General features: G+C 33.0%; 14 protein-coding genes. 3 read left to right on the top strand and 11 right to left on the bottom strand.

Features of this window, described 5'->3' with window-relative positions; all coding sequences use genetic code 11:
- Positions 1–12 precede the first annotated feature (12 nt).
- From MKD52_RS05290 to hemE, 7 genes are all read right to left on the bottom strand, one after another.
- Complete coding sequence (locus MKD52_RS05290) at positions 13–1,314, bottom strand: HAMP domain-containing sensor histidine kinase (protein ID WP_112056663.1); 1,302 nt, start codon at positions 1,312–1,314, stop codon at positions 13–15.
- Entirely contained in the window at positions 1,293–1,964 is a 672-nt protein-coding gene (hsrA, locus tag MKD52_RS05295) for a homeostatic response regulator transcription factor HsrA (protein ID WP_112056662.1), read from the bottom strand. Before hsrA ends, MKD52_RS05290 begins: the two co-directional genes overlap by 22 nt.
- 233 nt (positions 1,965–2,197) lie before the next feature.
- Positions 2,198–3,550 (bottom strand): 3-deoxy-7-phosphoheptulonate synthase class II, encoded by a 1,353-nt coding sequence (locus MKD52_RS05300; protein WP_242099520.1) that lies wholly within the window; start codon positions 3,548–3,550, stop codon positions 2,198–2,200.
- Positions 3,551–3,631: 81 nt separating this feature from the next.
- Entirely contained in the window at positions 3,632–4,915 is a 1,284-nt protein-coding gene (locus tag MKD52_RS05305; protein WP_112056660.1) for a citrate synthase, read from the bottom strand.
- Positions 4,916–5,045: 130 nt separating this feature from the next.
- Complete coding sequence (gene lolA / locus MKD52_RS05310) at positions 5,046–5,567, bottom strand: LolA-like outer membrane lipoprotein chaperone (RefSeq protein WP_242099521.1); 522 nt, start codon at positions 5,565–5,567, stop codon at positions 5,046–5,048.
- Position 5,568: 1 nt separating this feature from the next.
- Positions 5,569–6,084 (bottom strand): YqhA family protein, encoded by a 516-nt coding sequence (locus tag MKD52_RS05315; protein WP_242099522.1) that lies wholly within the window; start codon positions 6,082–6,084, stop codon positions 5,569–5,571.
- A gap of 79 nt (positions 6,085–6,163) precedes the next feature.
- Complete coding sequence (hemE, locus tag MKD52_RS05320) at positions 6,164–7,183, bottom strand: uroporphyrinogen decarboxylase (RefSeq protein ID WP_242099523.1); 1,020 nt, start codon at positions 7,181–7,183, stop codon at positions 6,164–6,166.
- 126 nt (positions 7,184–7,309) lie between these two features.
- Here hemE and secA point away from each other — a divergent pair, with 126 nt between their 5' ends.
- From secA to MKD52_RS05335, 3 genes are all read left to right on the top strand, one after another.
- Entirely contained in the window at positions 7,310–9,868 is a 2,559-nt protein-coding gene (gene secA, locus MKD52_RS05325) for a preprotein translocase subunit SecA (RefSeq protein ID WP_242099524.1), read from the top strand.
- Positions 9,865–11,085 carry an ABC transporter permease gene (locus tag MKD52_RS05330; protein ID WP_242099525.1) on the top strand — a complete coding sequence of 407 codons (1,221 nt, stop codon included), beginning with the start codon at positions 9,865–9,867 and terminating at the stop codon, positions 11,083–11,085. Before secA ends, MKD52_RS05330 begins: the two co-directional genes overlap by 4 nt.
- An 89-nt stretch (positions 11,086–11,174) precedes the next feature.
- Entirely contained in the window at positions 11,175–11,954 is a 780-nt protein-coding gene (locus MKD52_RS05335; RefSeq protein WP_242099526.1) for an SPASM domain-containing protein, read from the top strand.
- Here MKD52_RS05335 and purH read toward each other — a convergent pair.
- From purH to MKD52_RS05355, 4 genes are read right to left on the bottom strand one after another with little or no spacing between them, the layout of a single operon-like run.
- Positions 11,935–13,467 carry a bifunctional phosphoribosylaminoimidazolecarboxamide formyltransferase/IMP cyclohydrolase gene (purH, locus tag MKD52_RS05340; RefSeq protein WP_242099527.1) on the bottom strand — a complete coding sequence of 511 codons (1,533 nt, stop codon included), beginning with the start codon at positions 13,465–13,467 and terminating at the stop codon, positions 11,935–11,937. The genes MKD52_RS05335 and purH overlap by 20 nt on opposite strands.
- 16 nt (positions 13,468–13,483) lie before the next feature.
- On the bottom strand, positions 13,484–14,551 hold the full coding sequence (locus tag MKD52_RS05345; protein ID WP_242099528.1) for an LptF/LptG family permease: 1,068 nt from the start codon (positions 14,549–14,551) through the stop codon (positions 13,484–13,486).
- Positions 14,552–15,124, bottom strand: a complete 573-nt coding sequence (gene pth, locus MKD52_RS05350; RefSeq protein ID WP_112056652.1) for an aminoacyl-tRNA hydrolase — start codon at positions 15,122–15,124, stop codon at positions 14,552–14,554.
- 3 nt (positions 15,125–15,127) lie between these two features.
- Positions 15,128–15,664 (bottom strand): 50S ribosomal protein L25/general stress protein Ctc, encoded by a 537-nt coding sequence (locus tag MKD52_RS05355; RefSeq protein ID WP_112056651.1) that lies wholly within the window; start codon positions 15,662–15,664, stop codon positions 15,128–15,130.
- Between the last annotated feature and the right edge of the window lie 39 nt (positions 15,665–15,703).

The raw sequence follows: 15,703 nt of genomic DNA on the forward strand, positions 1-15,703 counted from the left end.
TTCACAAGATATTTAGCAATTTCTGTTCCAAGATTTACTTATTCTTAATTCAAAAGTGGCAATACTACCCTGTCTATCTAAACGATTCTGTAACGAAATACTTCCACCTAGCGTATTGGCTGCATTTTTAGCCAAAAACAATCCAAGTCCAGCACCACTTTTATTACCCGCTCTCCTAAATGGTGCATAAATATCATCTAATTCTGAATCAATCCCACAACCCTCATCAATCACAATAATTTTTAAAACTTCATTATCAAAACTACTTTTTAACAACACACTTTTGCCTTGGGGCGTGAATTTAAAAGCATTTTGCAAAAAATTCTGCACAATTTGTGTTAAAAGCGTTGGTTTTAAAGTAATCATTATTTCTTCTTGTGGAATCTCCACCAAAAATTTTTTACCCTCTTTTTTGCTTAAAATTTGAAAATTATTGGCAATATTTTTTAGTATTTTATTGACATCTACTAGGCTTGATTTTTCAAACTGGGCACTCTCTTGTCTTCCTAAATCCAAAAGCGTTTTAATAATTGCATTGGCTTCATTAATACTATGAATATTCTCTTTTAAAGCTTCAATATAGGCGCTTTTTTCTCTTTCTTTAATCAAAGTAACTTCGCATTTAGTTTTCATAACCGCTAATGGAGTTTTTAACTCATGAGCAATACCGATAAAAAGCTGTTTTTGGCTGCCGAGGTAATTTTTGATTCGCTCCAAAAGATTATTCACAGAGAGAACTAAAGGATGAAATTCTAAAGGAAGCTCTTTGCTATCAAGCAATTCAAGGTCATTTTCTTTAATTCTTTGCAAGGTAAATGAAAGCTTTTGAATAGGCTTATAAAGGATACTAGAAAACGCTAAAGCAAAAAGCAAAATCAAGATTAAAGCAAAAAAACTCAAAAGAACTATCGCATTAAATAAATAATCTAGGAAATTCTTTTCTTTAGTGATATTTTTTGTGATTTTAATGGCTTTATTATTTTTGTAAGGACTTAAAATAGAATAATAGACTTGCTTTGATTCTTCTTCTTCTATATACTGCATATTAGTGATTTTCTGTGGAATAATTGATAATTGTAGCGTAGAAGATTCTAAAATATTTGTGCTTTGAATGTAAAAAGTTTGTTTTGTTGAATAATTAATATTATTTGCTAAAATATGTTGCACTTTAGCTTGTAATTCATTTTTAATGTTATCATAAACCTTAAAGTAGAGATAATTATAAAGCGCAGATGAAAAGGCAATTAAAAGTACGACAAAGGAAATAGTAATTTGTCGCGTATAATCACCTCTTACGCTCCTTTGGGATAGCAAAATCTATAACCTCTTCGTCTAACCGTTTCAATTGTAGCAATATCTAGAGGCTTATCCATTTTTTGTCGAATCTGATTAATTGCTACTTCAATGACATTTGGCGTAACTAATTCTGGCTCTTCCCAAATTGCATCTAACAACTGCTCTTTAGAGACAATTTGATCTCTATGCCTTGCAAGGTGCGTTAAAACTTCAAATGGCTTCCCTTTTAGTTCAATTTCTTGCCCTTTGTAAGTAATTTTTTCTTCATCAGGATTGATAATCAAATCTTCAATTTCAATTAAGTTTGTGCCACCAAATCTCAATCTAGCTTCAATTCTAGCTACTAAAACATTAAAATCAAAAGGTTTTGCCAAAAAGTCATCAGCACCTGCTCTTAACGCTTCAACTTCACTTTCAGCATCATCTCTAGCAGAAATAATCACAACAGCAGTGCGTGGAGACTTACTTTTGACTTGATTGATAATTTCTAAACCACTACCATCAGGTAGCATCCAATCTGCCAAAACCAAATCATAATTTCTAATGCTAATGAAGTATTCTCCATCCTTTAGATTCTCTGCCACATCTGTTTGGTAATTAAACTCATTTAATCCCTCTGTCATCGTTTTATTAAGACTGATTTCATCCTCAATAATCAAGATTCGCATTTAATATCCTTATCTCTCAATAGATTTTTAAAATTTGCCAAAATTATAACATAATATTTAGCTATTTTTAAAAAAACTTTTATAAAAATTTAATAAAAATATTTTACCAAATCTTATTTTCCCAAGATAACAAACCAATATGGCAAAAACTTTTACTAACTCACACAAATCCAAGTGCTTTTGCCAATCAACAAAATTTCCAATCTACTCATTTTATTGATTAGCATCGCTTCTTAAATTTTGCGATTCTTTAAAACATCGGCAATCAAAAATGACAATTCTATAGCTTGACTAGCATTTAGACGCGGATCGCATTGTGTGTTATAATTACATCCTAAATTTTCTTCAGTAATAGCTTGCATACCACCTATACATTCTGTAACATCTTCACCTGTCATCTCTAAATGCACTCCACCTGCATAAGTTCCCATACTTTTATGAATCTCAAAAAAGCTTTTAACTTCTTCTAAAATGCTATCAAAAGTGCGCGTTTTATAACCACTGCTAGCCTTGATTGTATTTCCATGCATCGGATCAATGCTCCATACAATCTCCCTACCCTCGCCCTTAATAGATTGAAGTAGTTTTGGAAGTTTATCTTTGATGGTATTAGCTCCCATTCTGATGATAAAATTCAATCTTCCGGCTTCATTTTTTGGGTTTAAAATCTCACAGATTCCTAAAATGTCCTCTTTTGTAGCATTAGGTCCAATTTTTACTCCAACAGGATTTTCTACACCTTTTAAGAATTCCAAATGTGCACCATCTAGATTGCGTGTTCTCTCTCCAATCCAAAGCATATGTGCCGAACAATCATACCATTTACCACTTAAATGATCTCTACGCGTCAAAGCTTCTTCATAATTTAACAACAATGCCTCGTGAGAAGTAAAAAATTCAGTTTCATGAAGAATTGGGGTATTACTTGAATTAAGTCCACACGCTTCCATAAAAGCTAATGCTTGAGTGATTTTATCTGCCATTTCCTTATAGCGCTCACTTGAAGCTCCACGAACAAAATCCAAATTCCATTTTTGCACTTGGTTTAAATCTGCCAATCCGCCTTGTGCGAAAGCACGAATGAGATTTAAAGTTGCAGCAGATTGATTGTAAGCCTGCAAGATTCGGATTGGATCAGCTTCCCTTGCTTCTTTTGTAAATCGAATATCATTAATAATATCACCACGATAGCTTGGCAAAGTGATTCCATTAATTGTTTCTGTATCACTTGATCTTGGTTTGGCAAATTGTCCCGCTAAACGCCCCACCTTAACAATGGGGCAAGCCCCTGCATAAGTCAAAACTACTGCCATTTGCAGAATCACTTTAAACAAATCTCTGATTCTTATAGCGTTAAAGTCAGCAAAGCTTTCTGCGCAATCCCCTCCTTGTAGCAAAAAAGACTCGCCTCTTGAAACCTTAGCTAGATGACTTTTTAAGCGTTGTGCTTCCCCAGCAAAAACTAATGGAGGATATTTGCTTAATTGCTCTTCAACGCTTTTTAAAAATTCTAAATCATTGTAAATGGGCTGTTGGAGCGCTATCTTTTGTCTCCAACTTTGTGGGTTCCACTCTTTATTAGACATTGATATTCCCTAGTTTTAAAATATTTTCGTATCTTAGCAAACCCAAAATAAAATTGCCCTTACCCTAAGGGTATTTTTAAATTATTTTCCCAAATAAACCTGTCTTGGTCGTGTGATTCTTGCGTGTGGATTTTTAATGTGTTCCATTACTTGTGCGCACCAACCTGGCATTCTTCCTATAACAAAAATTGGCGTAAATAATGCAACTGGAATCTTAAGTGCTGTTAAAATAATTCCACTATAAAAATCTACATTCGGATATAAATTTCTTTCTTTGAAATAATCATCATTCAAAGCCACTTCTTCTAGTTTTTCAGCAATCTCACTCAATCTTGCGTCCATTTTAATACCCTTTTGATTAAGCTCATCTTTGAGTGCTTTGATTGCTTTTGCGCGTGGATCATAGCTTTTATAAACACGATGTCCAAAGCCCATTAACCTAAATGGATCACTTTTGTCTTTAACGCGTGCGATAAACTTATCTACATTTTTTACATCTCCGATTTCTTCAAGTTGCACCAAAACCTTTTCATTTGCACCACCATGAGCAGGTCCCCAAAGTGCATTAATTCCAGCAGAAATCGCTGCATAAGGATGCACACCCGTAGAGGCAACATTACGAACGGTTGTTGTTGAAGCGTTTTGACCATGATCAGCATGAAGTATAAAGATTTTATCAAGCGCTTCAACTTCTAGATCAGAAATCTCTTCACTACCATTTAAGGTATGTTTGAGCTTTCCACCTGGATAAGCGCGTAACATATATAAGAAATTCTCCACATAACCCCGCTCAATATCTGGATAAATCAAAGGTGCTCCGATAGAATTACGATAAGAAAAGGCTACTAAAGTAGTAATTTTTGCAATGATTCTGCGCGCCATTGTTTGATAGTCTCCCTCATCATCCATATCCCTATGATCAAAATGAAAAGTAGATAATGCTGCCACTGCAGAGCTTAAATTTGCCATTGGATGAGCATTATCAGGAAAGGCACTAAAAATATTAATCAACCCTTCGTGCAAAAACGATCGGTGTCGCAATTCCAAATCAAATTCTTTCGATTCCTTTTCATCTTTAGGGGCTTCGCCTGTAATAAGTAGCTTTGCAACATCAGTAAATTTATATTTTTTTACAATATCTTCAATAGGTATGCCCTTATAAAGCAATTTACCATTTTTGCCATCAACATAGCTAATAGTTGATTCACAACCTGCGGTAGAACCATATCCTGGATCATAAGAAAAAATATTAGTTCTTTCAAATAATTTACTAAAATCAACCGCTTTGGGTCCTCTTGTGCATTCTATTAAATCAAAATCAAATTTTTCACCAGTTTCGTTATTGATTAGCGTTATTGTTGCCATATTCACTCCTTAAATTATTTTCTTGATCACTAAGTATTGTAATGCACTTTTTGATAAAAGTCAAAAAAAAATTAATTTTTGGGAGAAAAAAAAGGCTATTGCTATTTTTTTACACATTTCTACTAAAAAGTTAATTATAAAGAATATCAAGATTGCTTGTTGGCTTGAATTTAAAAATTTCTGGATTAATTGAATGATTAGTTTGTATATTTTCAAAAAGAATCTCAACAGAATTCCCCACTGCATCCACAAAAGAAATTTGCTTTAAAATGCCTTCCTCAAAGAATAAATAATATTTTTGTCCCAAAAGTTCTGCTATGTAGTGATTTTCTTTAATAAATTTAGCTTTTTTAATCAGGGTTAAAATATCCAGATTCTCTTTTAAGGTGCTATAAATAGCTTGTTCTAGCTTTGGCTCATAGATAATCATTGAATCTTTATTAATATAAATCTCTTTGGGGATGGGGCTTTTATATTTCCAAAGCACAAAATGTGGCGCAAGAGCAAAGAACTCTCCTTTATAAAGAAGGGTGTTGTCTTGAGTGATAAGCCTTTGAGTAAAATAGGCTTGCATAGATTGTAATGCCTTAATTTCTTGTGCATTTAGAGAGCTTAAGTAAAGAAAAAATATCAATAAAAATCTTAACAACATTTTAATGCTTTGAATCTTTATGCAAAAAATACAAACCAATTGATAAAGCTAAAATAGAGATAGCAAAATATAACATATCTTGTGTATTTTTCATTCCCATATTAAGAACTTTAGAGAAAAAGGCTACAATTAGTGCCATTACAATCACTTTAGCTAATTTATCTTTGAGTTGATCAAGCGTATGAATCTCTAAGACCTTAGAGCTACTTTCATCTTTGATTTGAATTTTACAAATAAAAAGCTCATATAATCCAAAGGCAAAAATTAACAATACTACTGCAATTAAATACAAATCAATTGCCATAATAATGGTATTGAGCAAAATAGTATGAATATCTGATCCTGCAGGCAAAAGATGCATATAATACAAAAAAGTATTTTTAGCTGCTTTGATAATATCCACACTTGCCACAACAAAAAGTAAAATAGCTCCAATTAAAGATAGAACGACAGCAAAGATAATAAATAAACGGGCATTCCACATTAACTTTTCAAAAATGATACGCAATGCTTCCAAAATACTATTCCTTTACAAATTAAAATTATTTTATTATAGCGACAATCCACTTAAAGAAGCCTCTACAATTGGATTGTTTTTATTTAAAATGATATTGATGAATAAAATCGACTAATTTAATGGCATTTTCTCGTGGTAAATCTGGCAGCATTCCATGCCCCAAATTAAAAATATGCCTTTTGCCTTGCATTAAATTTAAGATTTCCTTAGCGCCCTCAAGCATTGATTTTTCATCATATATTCTACAAGGCTCTAAATTACCCTGCAAAACATATTTATCTCCCAATTTCTCTTTAGCAATCCTTAGTGGAGTGCTCCAATCCACGCCAAAAACATCAAATTCTCCATCAATTTTATCTAAATAGCCCGAAATTCCTTTAGGAAATAAAATAACTGGTATTTCTGGGTATTTTTGCTTGATAAAAGAAGCAATTTTTTTACAATATTCAAATCCAAACTCCAAATACATTGTTTCCTCTAAAGCCGCTGCCCAAGAATCAAAAATCATTACCGCATTCACTCCTGCTTTAATCTGCGATTCAAGATAATTTTTGAGATTGTGTGTAATTAACTCTAGTAAATTATGCAAAAATTGCGGATTAGAATAAAGTAATTTTTTGGTTTCATTATAAGTCTTGCTTCCCTGCCCTTCTATCATATAAGTTGCCAAAGTCCAAGGTGCTCCACAAAATCCAATTAATGCTTTGTCTTTAGCAAGTTTTTGACGCGTCATTGAAATCGTGTCATAGACATAATTTAGCGATAAATGCGAATCTTGACTAAGCCCTTTTAAATCTTTATCGCTTTGAATAGTTTGTGCAAACTTCGGACCTTCTCCAGCAAAAAATCCAAGCTCCATTCCCATTTCCATTGGCACCACTAAAATATCACTAAAAAGAATTGCCGCATCAACTCCTAAAATCTCTATGGGTTGTAAAGTAACTTCTGAAGCTAGTTTAGGATTCTTGCAAAGGGATAAAAAATCGCCCGCTTGCTTTCTTGTTTCTCTATACTCACTTAAATATCTCCCTGCTTGTCGCATAAACCAAACAGGTGTGTAAGGGGTTTCTCTACCAAAACACGCATCAATAAAAATCATTTTTTTCCTTTACCTAAAATATTTTTCGCATTTTATCTAAGTAAAATTCCATTTATGCTAAAATTTTTGAAATTATTTTTTATTTTATAAAGCTTTAAACAAAAATTGAAGCTAAGGTTGGAGTAAATGTTTTCACTAATTAAAAAGATTCTAAATAGTAAAAATGACCGGTTAGTTGGGCATTATAAAAGACAAATTAAAAAAATCAATGAGCTTGAATCAAAATATGCTGCTTTAAGTGATGAAGAGCTTAAAAATTCATTTCAAGAGCTCAAAAATCAAGTCCAAGCTTCCAAGAATCCACAAGAAGAGTTGAACAAAATTCTTTATCAGTCCTTTGCAATCACGCGTGAGGTTAGCAAAAGGGTTTTAAATATGCGACATTTTGATGTTCAGCTTATTGGTGGAATGGTTTTACACGAAGGTAAGATTGCAGAAATGAAAACAGGGGAAGGAAAAACATTAGTTGCTACTTTGCCTGTTTGCCTTAATGCGATGCTAGGAAAGGGTGTGCATATCATAACAGTAAATGATTATCTTGCGCAACGAGATGCAGAAACAATGCGACCACTTTATGAATTTTTAGGATATAGTGTGGGAGTAATTGTAAGTGGAATTTATGATGATTCGCACCGCTTGGCTCAATATTCTTGTGATATTACTTATGGAACAAATAATGAATTTGGTTTTGATTATTTGCGCGACAATATGAAATACGACTTTAATCAAAAAGTGCAAAAAGAGCATTATTTTGCTATCGTTGATGAAGTAGATTCAATTCTTATTGATGAAGCAAGGACACCTCTTATCATCTCTGGACCAGCAAACCGCGTCTTAAAAAACTATGAAATTGCTAATAATGTTGCCTTAAAACTCAAAGAAAATGAAGATTATACTATTGATGAAAAAAACAAAGTGATTCTACTCACAGAAAGTGGAATCAACCACGCAGAAAAACTTTTTGAAATTGATAATCTTTATAGTGTTGATAATGCGATTCTTGCTCATCACCTAGATCAAGCCCTTAAAGCTAATAAACTTTTCAAAAAAGACAAAGATTATGTCTTGCGCGATGGAGAAGTTGTTATAGTAGATGAATTTACAGGGAGGCTTAGTGAAGGGAGACGCTTTAGCGAAGGATTACATCAAGCCCTAGAAGCCAAAGAAGGTGTCAAAATCAAAGAAGAATCCCAAACACTTGCAGATATTACCTATCAAAACTATTTTAGGCTTTATCAAAAACTTGCTGGTATGACAGGAACTGCACAAACTGAAGCGAGTGAGTTTTTACAAATTTACAATCTTGAAGTTGTCTCAATTCCTACAAACCTTCCTATTAAAAGAAAGGATTTGAATGATTTAATCTACAAAACCGAAAGGGAGAAATTTAACGCGCTTGTAGAAAAAATTATTGAATTAAACAAAAAGGGGCAGCCAATTTTAGTTGGAACAGCTTCCATTGAAAAAAGCGAAAAGATTCACGATTTGCTTAAATCCAAAAGAATTCCACATTCTGTGTTAAATGCTAAAAATCACGCTCAAGAAGCCGAAATTATCAAAGATGCTGGGAACAAGGGAGCTGTAACGATTGCCACAAATATGGCAGGGCGCGGCGTAGATATAAAAATCAATGATGAAGTAAGGGAGCTTGGCGGACTTTATATTATAGGGACAGAGAGACACGAATCACGCAGAATTGACAATCAATTGCGCGGTAGAAGCGGAAGACAAGGTGATCCTGGGACTAGTCAATTTTATTTGAGTTTAGAAGATCCTTTGTTGCGTATTTTTGGTAGTGACAAGATTAAAAACATTATGGATAAATTAGGGCTTGATGATGGAGAGCATATTGAATCAAAGCTTGTAACGCGATCTGTAGAAAATGCCCAAAAGAAAGTTGAAAGTATGCATTTTGAAGCTAGAAAACATTTGTTGGAATACGATGATGTCGCAAATGAACAAAGAAAAGCTATTTATCGCTTAAGAAATGAATTGCTAAACCCAACACAAGATGTCTCACATAAAATCATTGAAAATCGCCATGATGCTATTACAATGCTTTTAGAAAAAGCTGAAGTGTTTAATGATTCTGATAATTTAGAATCGCTTTGCGCTATGGCTTTGGAAGACTTTAATGTAACACTTGACATCCAAGAATTAAAAGATTCCTATCAAAAAAACAATAACTTTGAAACCTTAATTGATGAAAAAATGAAGCAAATTTATGATAAGAAAATGTCAATTTTAGATAGTCAAACTCGAATCGAAATTGAAAAGCTTGTTTATTTGCAAACTTTAGATAATTTATGGCGAGATCACTTATATGTGATGGACACACTCAAAACTGGCATAGGATTGCGTGGATATAACCAAAAAGATCCTTTAGTAGAATACAAAAAAGAAAGCTACAATCTCTTTTTGGAATTAGTAGGTCAAATCAAATACACTACTATTAAAATGCTCTATAAAGTGCAGCTTAAAACAAATCAAGAGAGTGAAGAGGAAGCCAAAAACGCTCTACAAAAGCTTAACAATAGCAATCAAAACTTGAAAACTAATCACGAAAATCCCCCAATTTTTAAAAAAAAGCCCATTAGAAATGAGCCTTGCCCTTGTGGCAGTGGTAAAAAATATAAAAATTGTTGCGGAATGAGTGGTCCTAAAAAAGGAGTTTTTGCCAAATGACACAAAAAGGAATCATTTCTTTTTTGTTATTCCGTTATTTACGATTTAATAAACACCAGCCATTCATCTCTATTGCCGCTATTTTAGCATTTTTAGGGGTTTGTATTGGAGTTATGGTTTTAATTGTTGCAATGGCACTTATGAATGGATTTGACAAAGAATTTGAGCGCAAACTCTTTATTATGAATTATCCACTCACTATGATTCAAGGTAGTCCAGAAAAAATCACCAAAAAAACTTTAGAAGATTTGCAAAACAATTTTCCGCAACTACAATTTAGCCCCTTTATCCAAACTCAAGCGATTTCAAAAATAGGGAATCGTATGGAAGGTGCTATGGTTTTTGGAGTGGATTTTAATCTTGAAAGCAAAATTAATCCCATTTTTAAAGAAGCCTATCTCCAATCCCAACAGTACCAAAATCAATCCAAAGAAATCTTTAGTGTGATTATTGGCAAAAGCCTTAAAGATTCTTATGGGCTTGATTATCAATCAAATTTACTTTTGATTTTTACTGATTTTATTCCCAATGCAATCCAACTAAGCCCCACTATGAAGCGCTTTGTGGTAGATGGCTTCTTTCAATCAGGATTGATTGCTTATGATAAGGGCTATATTTATACCAGCCTTGAAGCAATGCAAATTATCAAAAATCTCCCTCAAAATACTTATGATGGCATTCACATTCACTCCAACAATCCACAAAAAGATATTATTTCTCTCCAAGAATCATATCCACAAATGCAAATCGTTGGCTGGTGGGAACAAAATGGAAACTTTTTTGCAGCCTTAGCACTAGAAAAACGCGCACTATTTATTGTTTTAATGCTAATTATTCTAGTGGCTTCTCTTAATATCATCAGCTCTCTTTTGATGACTGTTATGAATAGAAGGCGAGAAATTGCCCTATTGCTCACTATGGGAGCAAGCTCTAAAGAAATCCAAAAAACTTTTCTTTATTTGGGAAATTTCATAGGTGTTAGTGGCATTATCTGTGGTAGTATTTTGGCTTTTATCATTCTTTACTTGCTTTCAAGCTTCCCTATTATTTCACTACCTGCAGATGTTTATGGGAGTTCAAAACTACCCTTAGAACTTTCCTTACTTGATTTATTTTCAATTTTGTGTGGCTCTTTTGCGATTGTTTTCTTTTCTTCTTATTATCCAGCCAAAAAAGCTACTCAAATTAATCCTTTGGAAGTTTTGCGTAACGAATAGTGAAGCCCTTTCAAAAAATTTTTATTGAAATCACAAATTTTTGTGGGCTTTCTTGCTCCTTTTGCACACCTAACAAAGCCAAAGATTCTATGGATTTAAAAAAATTTGAAAAAATATGCAGTGAAATTGCTCCTTTTACACATTTGTGCGCTTTGCATATTTTGGGAGATCCACTAACACTTGATAATCTTGAATCATATCTTAAAATCGCAACAACCTATCAACTTAAAATTGACATTACAACTAGCGGTTTTTACCTAAATAACAAAAAAATCAATCTTCTTTTGCAAAACTCTTGCGTTCATCAAATTAACATTTCACTCACAAGCTCTCTTTATCAAAAAAAACAAATTAATCTTAAATCCTATCTTAGTTCTATCTTAGTTCTGCTCTTCAAGCACCAAGCAATAAAAAGTGAAAAATTTATTAATTTAAGGCTTTGGAATCTCAAAAAAGATTTTACTCCACCGCTTAAAAATTCCCCTATCTATCAAGTTTTGTATAATTTTTTTCAAACTCCCATTACAACACCAAAAACGCGCTTAGCTTACAAAATCCATCTACTTGAGCAACCTTTTTTTGAATGGGTTAGCTTAGAATCTCAAACAATCTCACAAAATGGGTTTTGCTATGGTGGCAGTAAGCAACTTGGTATTTTGTGCAATGGTGATGTAGTGCCTTGTTGTTTTGATACTAAAGGAGTGATTAATTTTGGCAATCTCTTTCAAGATTCAATGCTAAAGATTCTAGAAAATCCACGCCTAAAAAAGCTAGTTGAAGGTTTTAAAAATGGAATGAGAATCGAGGAGCTTTGTCAGCACTGCAACTACCCCGATTATCTTGCTAATCTTAATGTAAAAAATGTCTAAATCCACTAAAATAAAGTGCCATACCTTTTTGATTTGCACATTCAATTACCTCTTCATCGCGAATACTTCCTCCTGGCTCAATCACAGCACTCACACCAACTTTATAAGCTTCCTCTATGCTATCTTTAAAAGGAAAAAACGCTTCACTTGCTAACACACAACCCCTTAAATCAATTCCCATTTCTTCTGCTTTTCTAATGGCAGCCTTTGCAGCATCAACGCGACTTGTCATTCCCATTCCAACAGCTACCATAGCAGAATCTTTAACATATACCACGCAATTTGATTTTACTAAGCTTGCTACCTTATAGGCGATTTCCAAATCTTTCATTTGCTCTTTAGTAGCTTGTTTTTGACTAACGCATTTTGCATTTTCTACTTCATTAGCCGCTACGCTATCTGCTTCTTGTAAAACAAATCCCCCTTCAATATGTTTAAAATCTTGCCCATCTTTTGGAAAACAAAGTTTCTCTCCGCCACAAACAAAGATTTTAATCTTTTTTTTATTTTCAAAAATACTCAAAGCCTCCTCTGTGATACTTGGCGCCACCAATACTTCAATAAAAATCTTATTAATTTCATTAGCCAAATCCACATCCACTTCGCCATTAACTGCAACAACACCGCCATAAGCAGAAATATTATCACACCTCAAAGCTGCAACATATGATTCTAAAACATTTTCTTTCATTGCAAAACCACAAGGATTCCCGTGTTTGACAATACATACACAAGGCTTATCTTCAAAGCTTGAAGCAATTTTAACTGCGCTATTAATGTCTGTTAGATTATTAAAACTAATCTCACCTTTAAGTGCCCTAAAGTGCTTAGAGTAGAAATCGCCAAATTCATAATATGCCCCTTTTTGATGAGGATTCTCTCCATATCTTGTAGGACTTACAAGTCTCCCAGCAATAAAATGATTCTTGCCAAAGCCATGATTAAAACGTTTATTCATGTAATTTGCAATCATACAATCATAAGCTGCTGTGTGCTCAAAGGCTTTAATCATTAATTCTTGACGAAACTCCAAAGTATTTTGCTTGTCTTTAAGCTTTTCAAGCACCCTTTCATAATCATTGCAATCCGTTACAATCAATACCGATTCAAAATTCTTGGCTGCTGCCCTAACCATTGATGGACCACCAATATCAATATTTTCTATAATTTCCCCAAAATCCTCTGTTTTTTCAATCGTTTCTTTAAAAGGATAAAGATTCACACACACCAAACTAATGTCTTTTATCCCAAATTCAAAAGCCTTTTGTTTATCATCTTGATTATTGCGCCTATGCAATATTCCACCATGAATCTTGGGATGCAATGTCTTAACGCGCCCATCAAACATTTCTGGGCTTTGTGTGTATTCACTCACTTCTAGTGCTTCAATCGCATTTTCTCTTAAGATTTTTAAAGTTCCACCTGTAGATAAAATCTCATAACCCAAGCTCACAAGCCCTTTTGCAAACTCAACAATACCTTTTTTATCACTTACACTTAATAATGCCGTCATATTTTCTCCTTTTTAATTATTCTTTAAATAACCTTAAAAATAGCCATAAGCTCACTAAACCCAAAATTCCAATAGGCAAAATAATGCTAACTTCTGGCAATAAAAAACCACTCATAGAGAGCCTAGAAAAACTAAAAAATACACCCCATACAATCAAAACTCCAAGAATCATTCCCAAAGTAATACCGCTCATATTTGTATAACGATTAGAGTTTGGAGTAAATCTAGCCAAACACACCATCACCAAGGGAGCAAAAAATGGAAAAAATATTAGACTATAAAGAGAACTACGAAGTTTTTGAGTATTAACCCCCTGCTCTTTTAAAAGCCAAATTGCTTCTAATGCATCAACAATAGAAATACTGCCTTGCTTTTCATAGATATTATCTAAAATCTTAGGTTTAAAGCCTTGTAGTGTTTCATAAGTCTTTTGCTCTTCAATTTTAAGAGGATTCTTGCCTATTTCAAGATTAGAATCAAGAGTGGTAATTTTAGCATTCTCCAATCTCCATTTATCTTGAATAAAAACAGCTCTAGGTGCTTCAATAATTTTAATAACTTGCTTATTAAAGACTTCATAAACCTTAACATTTTCTGCAGTCTTTAAAAGAGGAAAAACTTTTTCAAAATAAATATAATTATCATTGTATTTGATAAATAAATCATTTTTGTAACTTCCCAAATATCCACGCTCAATAATCAAATCCACCCTTTCTTTAGCATAAGCAAAAGGAGTTGCATTTAGTAAGACAAATAATAAAGTAATCAAAAATGACACCATAAAAACAGGTAAAAAGATTCTAAGCTTTGAATATCCAAGTGCTAAAAATGCTGTAAATTGCGAATTTCTTAACATAGAAATCACTAAGACAATCTGAGCCAACACCAAAGAAAGAGGCAAAATATAATTGCTTGCATAGACAAAATCATAAAAAATGAGCAAAACTATTAAATTTGCAGATTGTGGCAATTCATCAAGGTATTTCACCAAATCAATTAAAACAAAAAAACATTCTAGCGATACAAAAAGAATAAAAAAATACTTTAAATATAAAGTAATAATATAACGCGAAAATAAATTCATTTATTTATCTTTTGGATTTAAAGTATAAAGACTAGAAATTTTGTTTGCCAATTCACTTGGATTCTCTAATTTTGCTATTTCCAATGCTGGTTTAATGCAATGTTTAATTATTTCTTCATTTTTTATTGATTCTTCTTTGCTAAAATCCCCTAAAACCCAATCAATCACTTGATTTTTCAAAAGGGGTTTTCCAATCCCATAACGCAAACGATAATACTCTTTACCACACAATTCATCAATGGATTTTAAGCCATTATGTCCGCCACTGCCTCCGCCAAATTTAAATCGCACTGCCCCAAAAGGCAAATCAAGATCATCATGAATCACAAGCATTTTGTCTATTTTATAAAAATTTTTAACACTTAAAACTGATTTTCCAGAAAGATTCATAAAAGTTGAGGGCTTTAAAAGAAGGATTTGGGAAGCCTTATAAAGCTCCCCAAAGAAATCTTTACTAGATTGCTTAGTAGCATTTAAAGAAGCAATCAAAGAATCAACAACGCAAAAGCCGATATTATGGCGATTATTTTTATATTTCTCGCCAATATTACCTAAGCCTACAATTAAAAACATTTCTTAGCGAGATTTAATCACACCAACAATTGCAACATCATCTCTTTCTACGATTTTAACACCATTGTTTTGCGGTAAATCACGCACCAATACAACATCACCCACATCCAAGTTTGTTACATTGATTTCATAATCTTTAGGTAGATTTTCAGGAGTAGCCTTAACCTTAATGCGTTTTTTGGAAATCATCAAAACACCTTTGTTTTTAAGTCCTTTTGCGACACCTTCGATTCTCACCTTAACAGAATATTTTGCTTCTACACCTTTTTGTGCAAGCATCAAATCCACATGGATAATTTCGCTAGTAATTGGATCTTTTTGATACTCTTGGATAACAACTGGATATTTTTGTGTGCCAACTTCTACTTCAAAAATCAAATCAGTTTTGTTTTTAACTTCTCGGATAAAATCATTGCGTTTAAACGCACAATGAATATTCTCTTTACCCTTACCATAGATATTGGCAATTAGATAACCATTTTTTCTTAAAGCCTTTGTATCTGCTTTTGAAATACTCTCTCTAATTATTCCACTTAACATTTAAAAATCCTTAAAAATAAAATAGAACCTGCAATTATA

Origin of the sequence: Helicobacter sp. CaF467b (assembly GCF_022664765.1) — a bacterium.
GTDB classification, from domain to species: domain Bacteria; phylum Campylobacterota; class Campylobacteria; order Campylobacterales; family Helicobacteraceae; genus Helicobacter_D; species Helicobacter_D colisuis.

Coding starts and splice junctions, on each gene's coding strand:
- lolA (WP_242099521.1), bottom strand. CDS start 5,567: ATGTTGTTAAGATTTTTATTGATATTTTTTCTTTACTTAAGCTCTCTA.
- pth (WP_112056652.1), bottom strand. CDS start 15,124: ATGTTTTTAATTGTAGGCTTAGGTAATATTGGCGAGAAATATAAAAAT.
- secA (WP_242099524.1), top strand. CDS start 7,310: ATGTTTTCACTAATTAAAAAGATTCTAAATAGTAAAAATGACCGGTTA.
- MKD52_RS05355 (WP_112056651.1), bottom strand. CDS start 15,664: ATGTTAAGTGGAATAATTAGAGAGAGTATTTCAAAAGCAGATACAAAG.
- MKD52_RS05335 (WP_242099526.1), top strand. CDS start 11,175: ATGGATTTAAAAAAATTTGAAAAAATATGCAGTGAAATTGCTCCTTTT.
- MKD52_RS05305 (WP_112056660.1), bottom strand. CDS start 4,915: ATGGCAACAATAACGCTAATCAATAACGAAACTGGTGAAAAATTTGAT.
- MKD52_RS05345 (WP_242099528.1), bottom strand. CDS start 14,551: ATGAATTTATTTTCGCGTTATATTATTACTTTATATTTAAAGTATTTT.
- hemE (WP_242099523.1), bottom strand. CDS start 7,183: ATGATTTTTATTGATGCGTGTTTTGGTAGAGAAACCCCTTACACACCT.
- purH (WP_242099527.1), bottom strand. CDS start 13,467: ATGACGGCATTATTAAGTGTAAGTGATAAAAAAGGTATTGTTGAGTTT.
- MKD52_RS05300 (WP_242099520.1), bottom strand. CDS start 3,550: ATGTCTAATAAAGAGTGGAACCCACAAAGTTGGAGACAAAAGATAGCG.
- MKD52_RS05330 (WP_242099525.1), top strand. CDS start 9,865: ATGACACAAAAAGGAATCATTTCTTTTTTGTTATTCCGTTATTTACGA.
- hsrA (WP_112056662.1), bottom strand. CDS start 1,964: ATGCGAATCTTGATTATTGAGGATGAAATCAGTCTTAATAAAACGATG.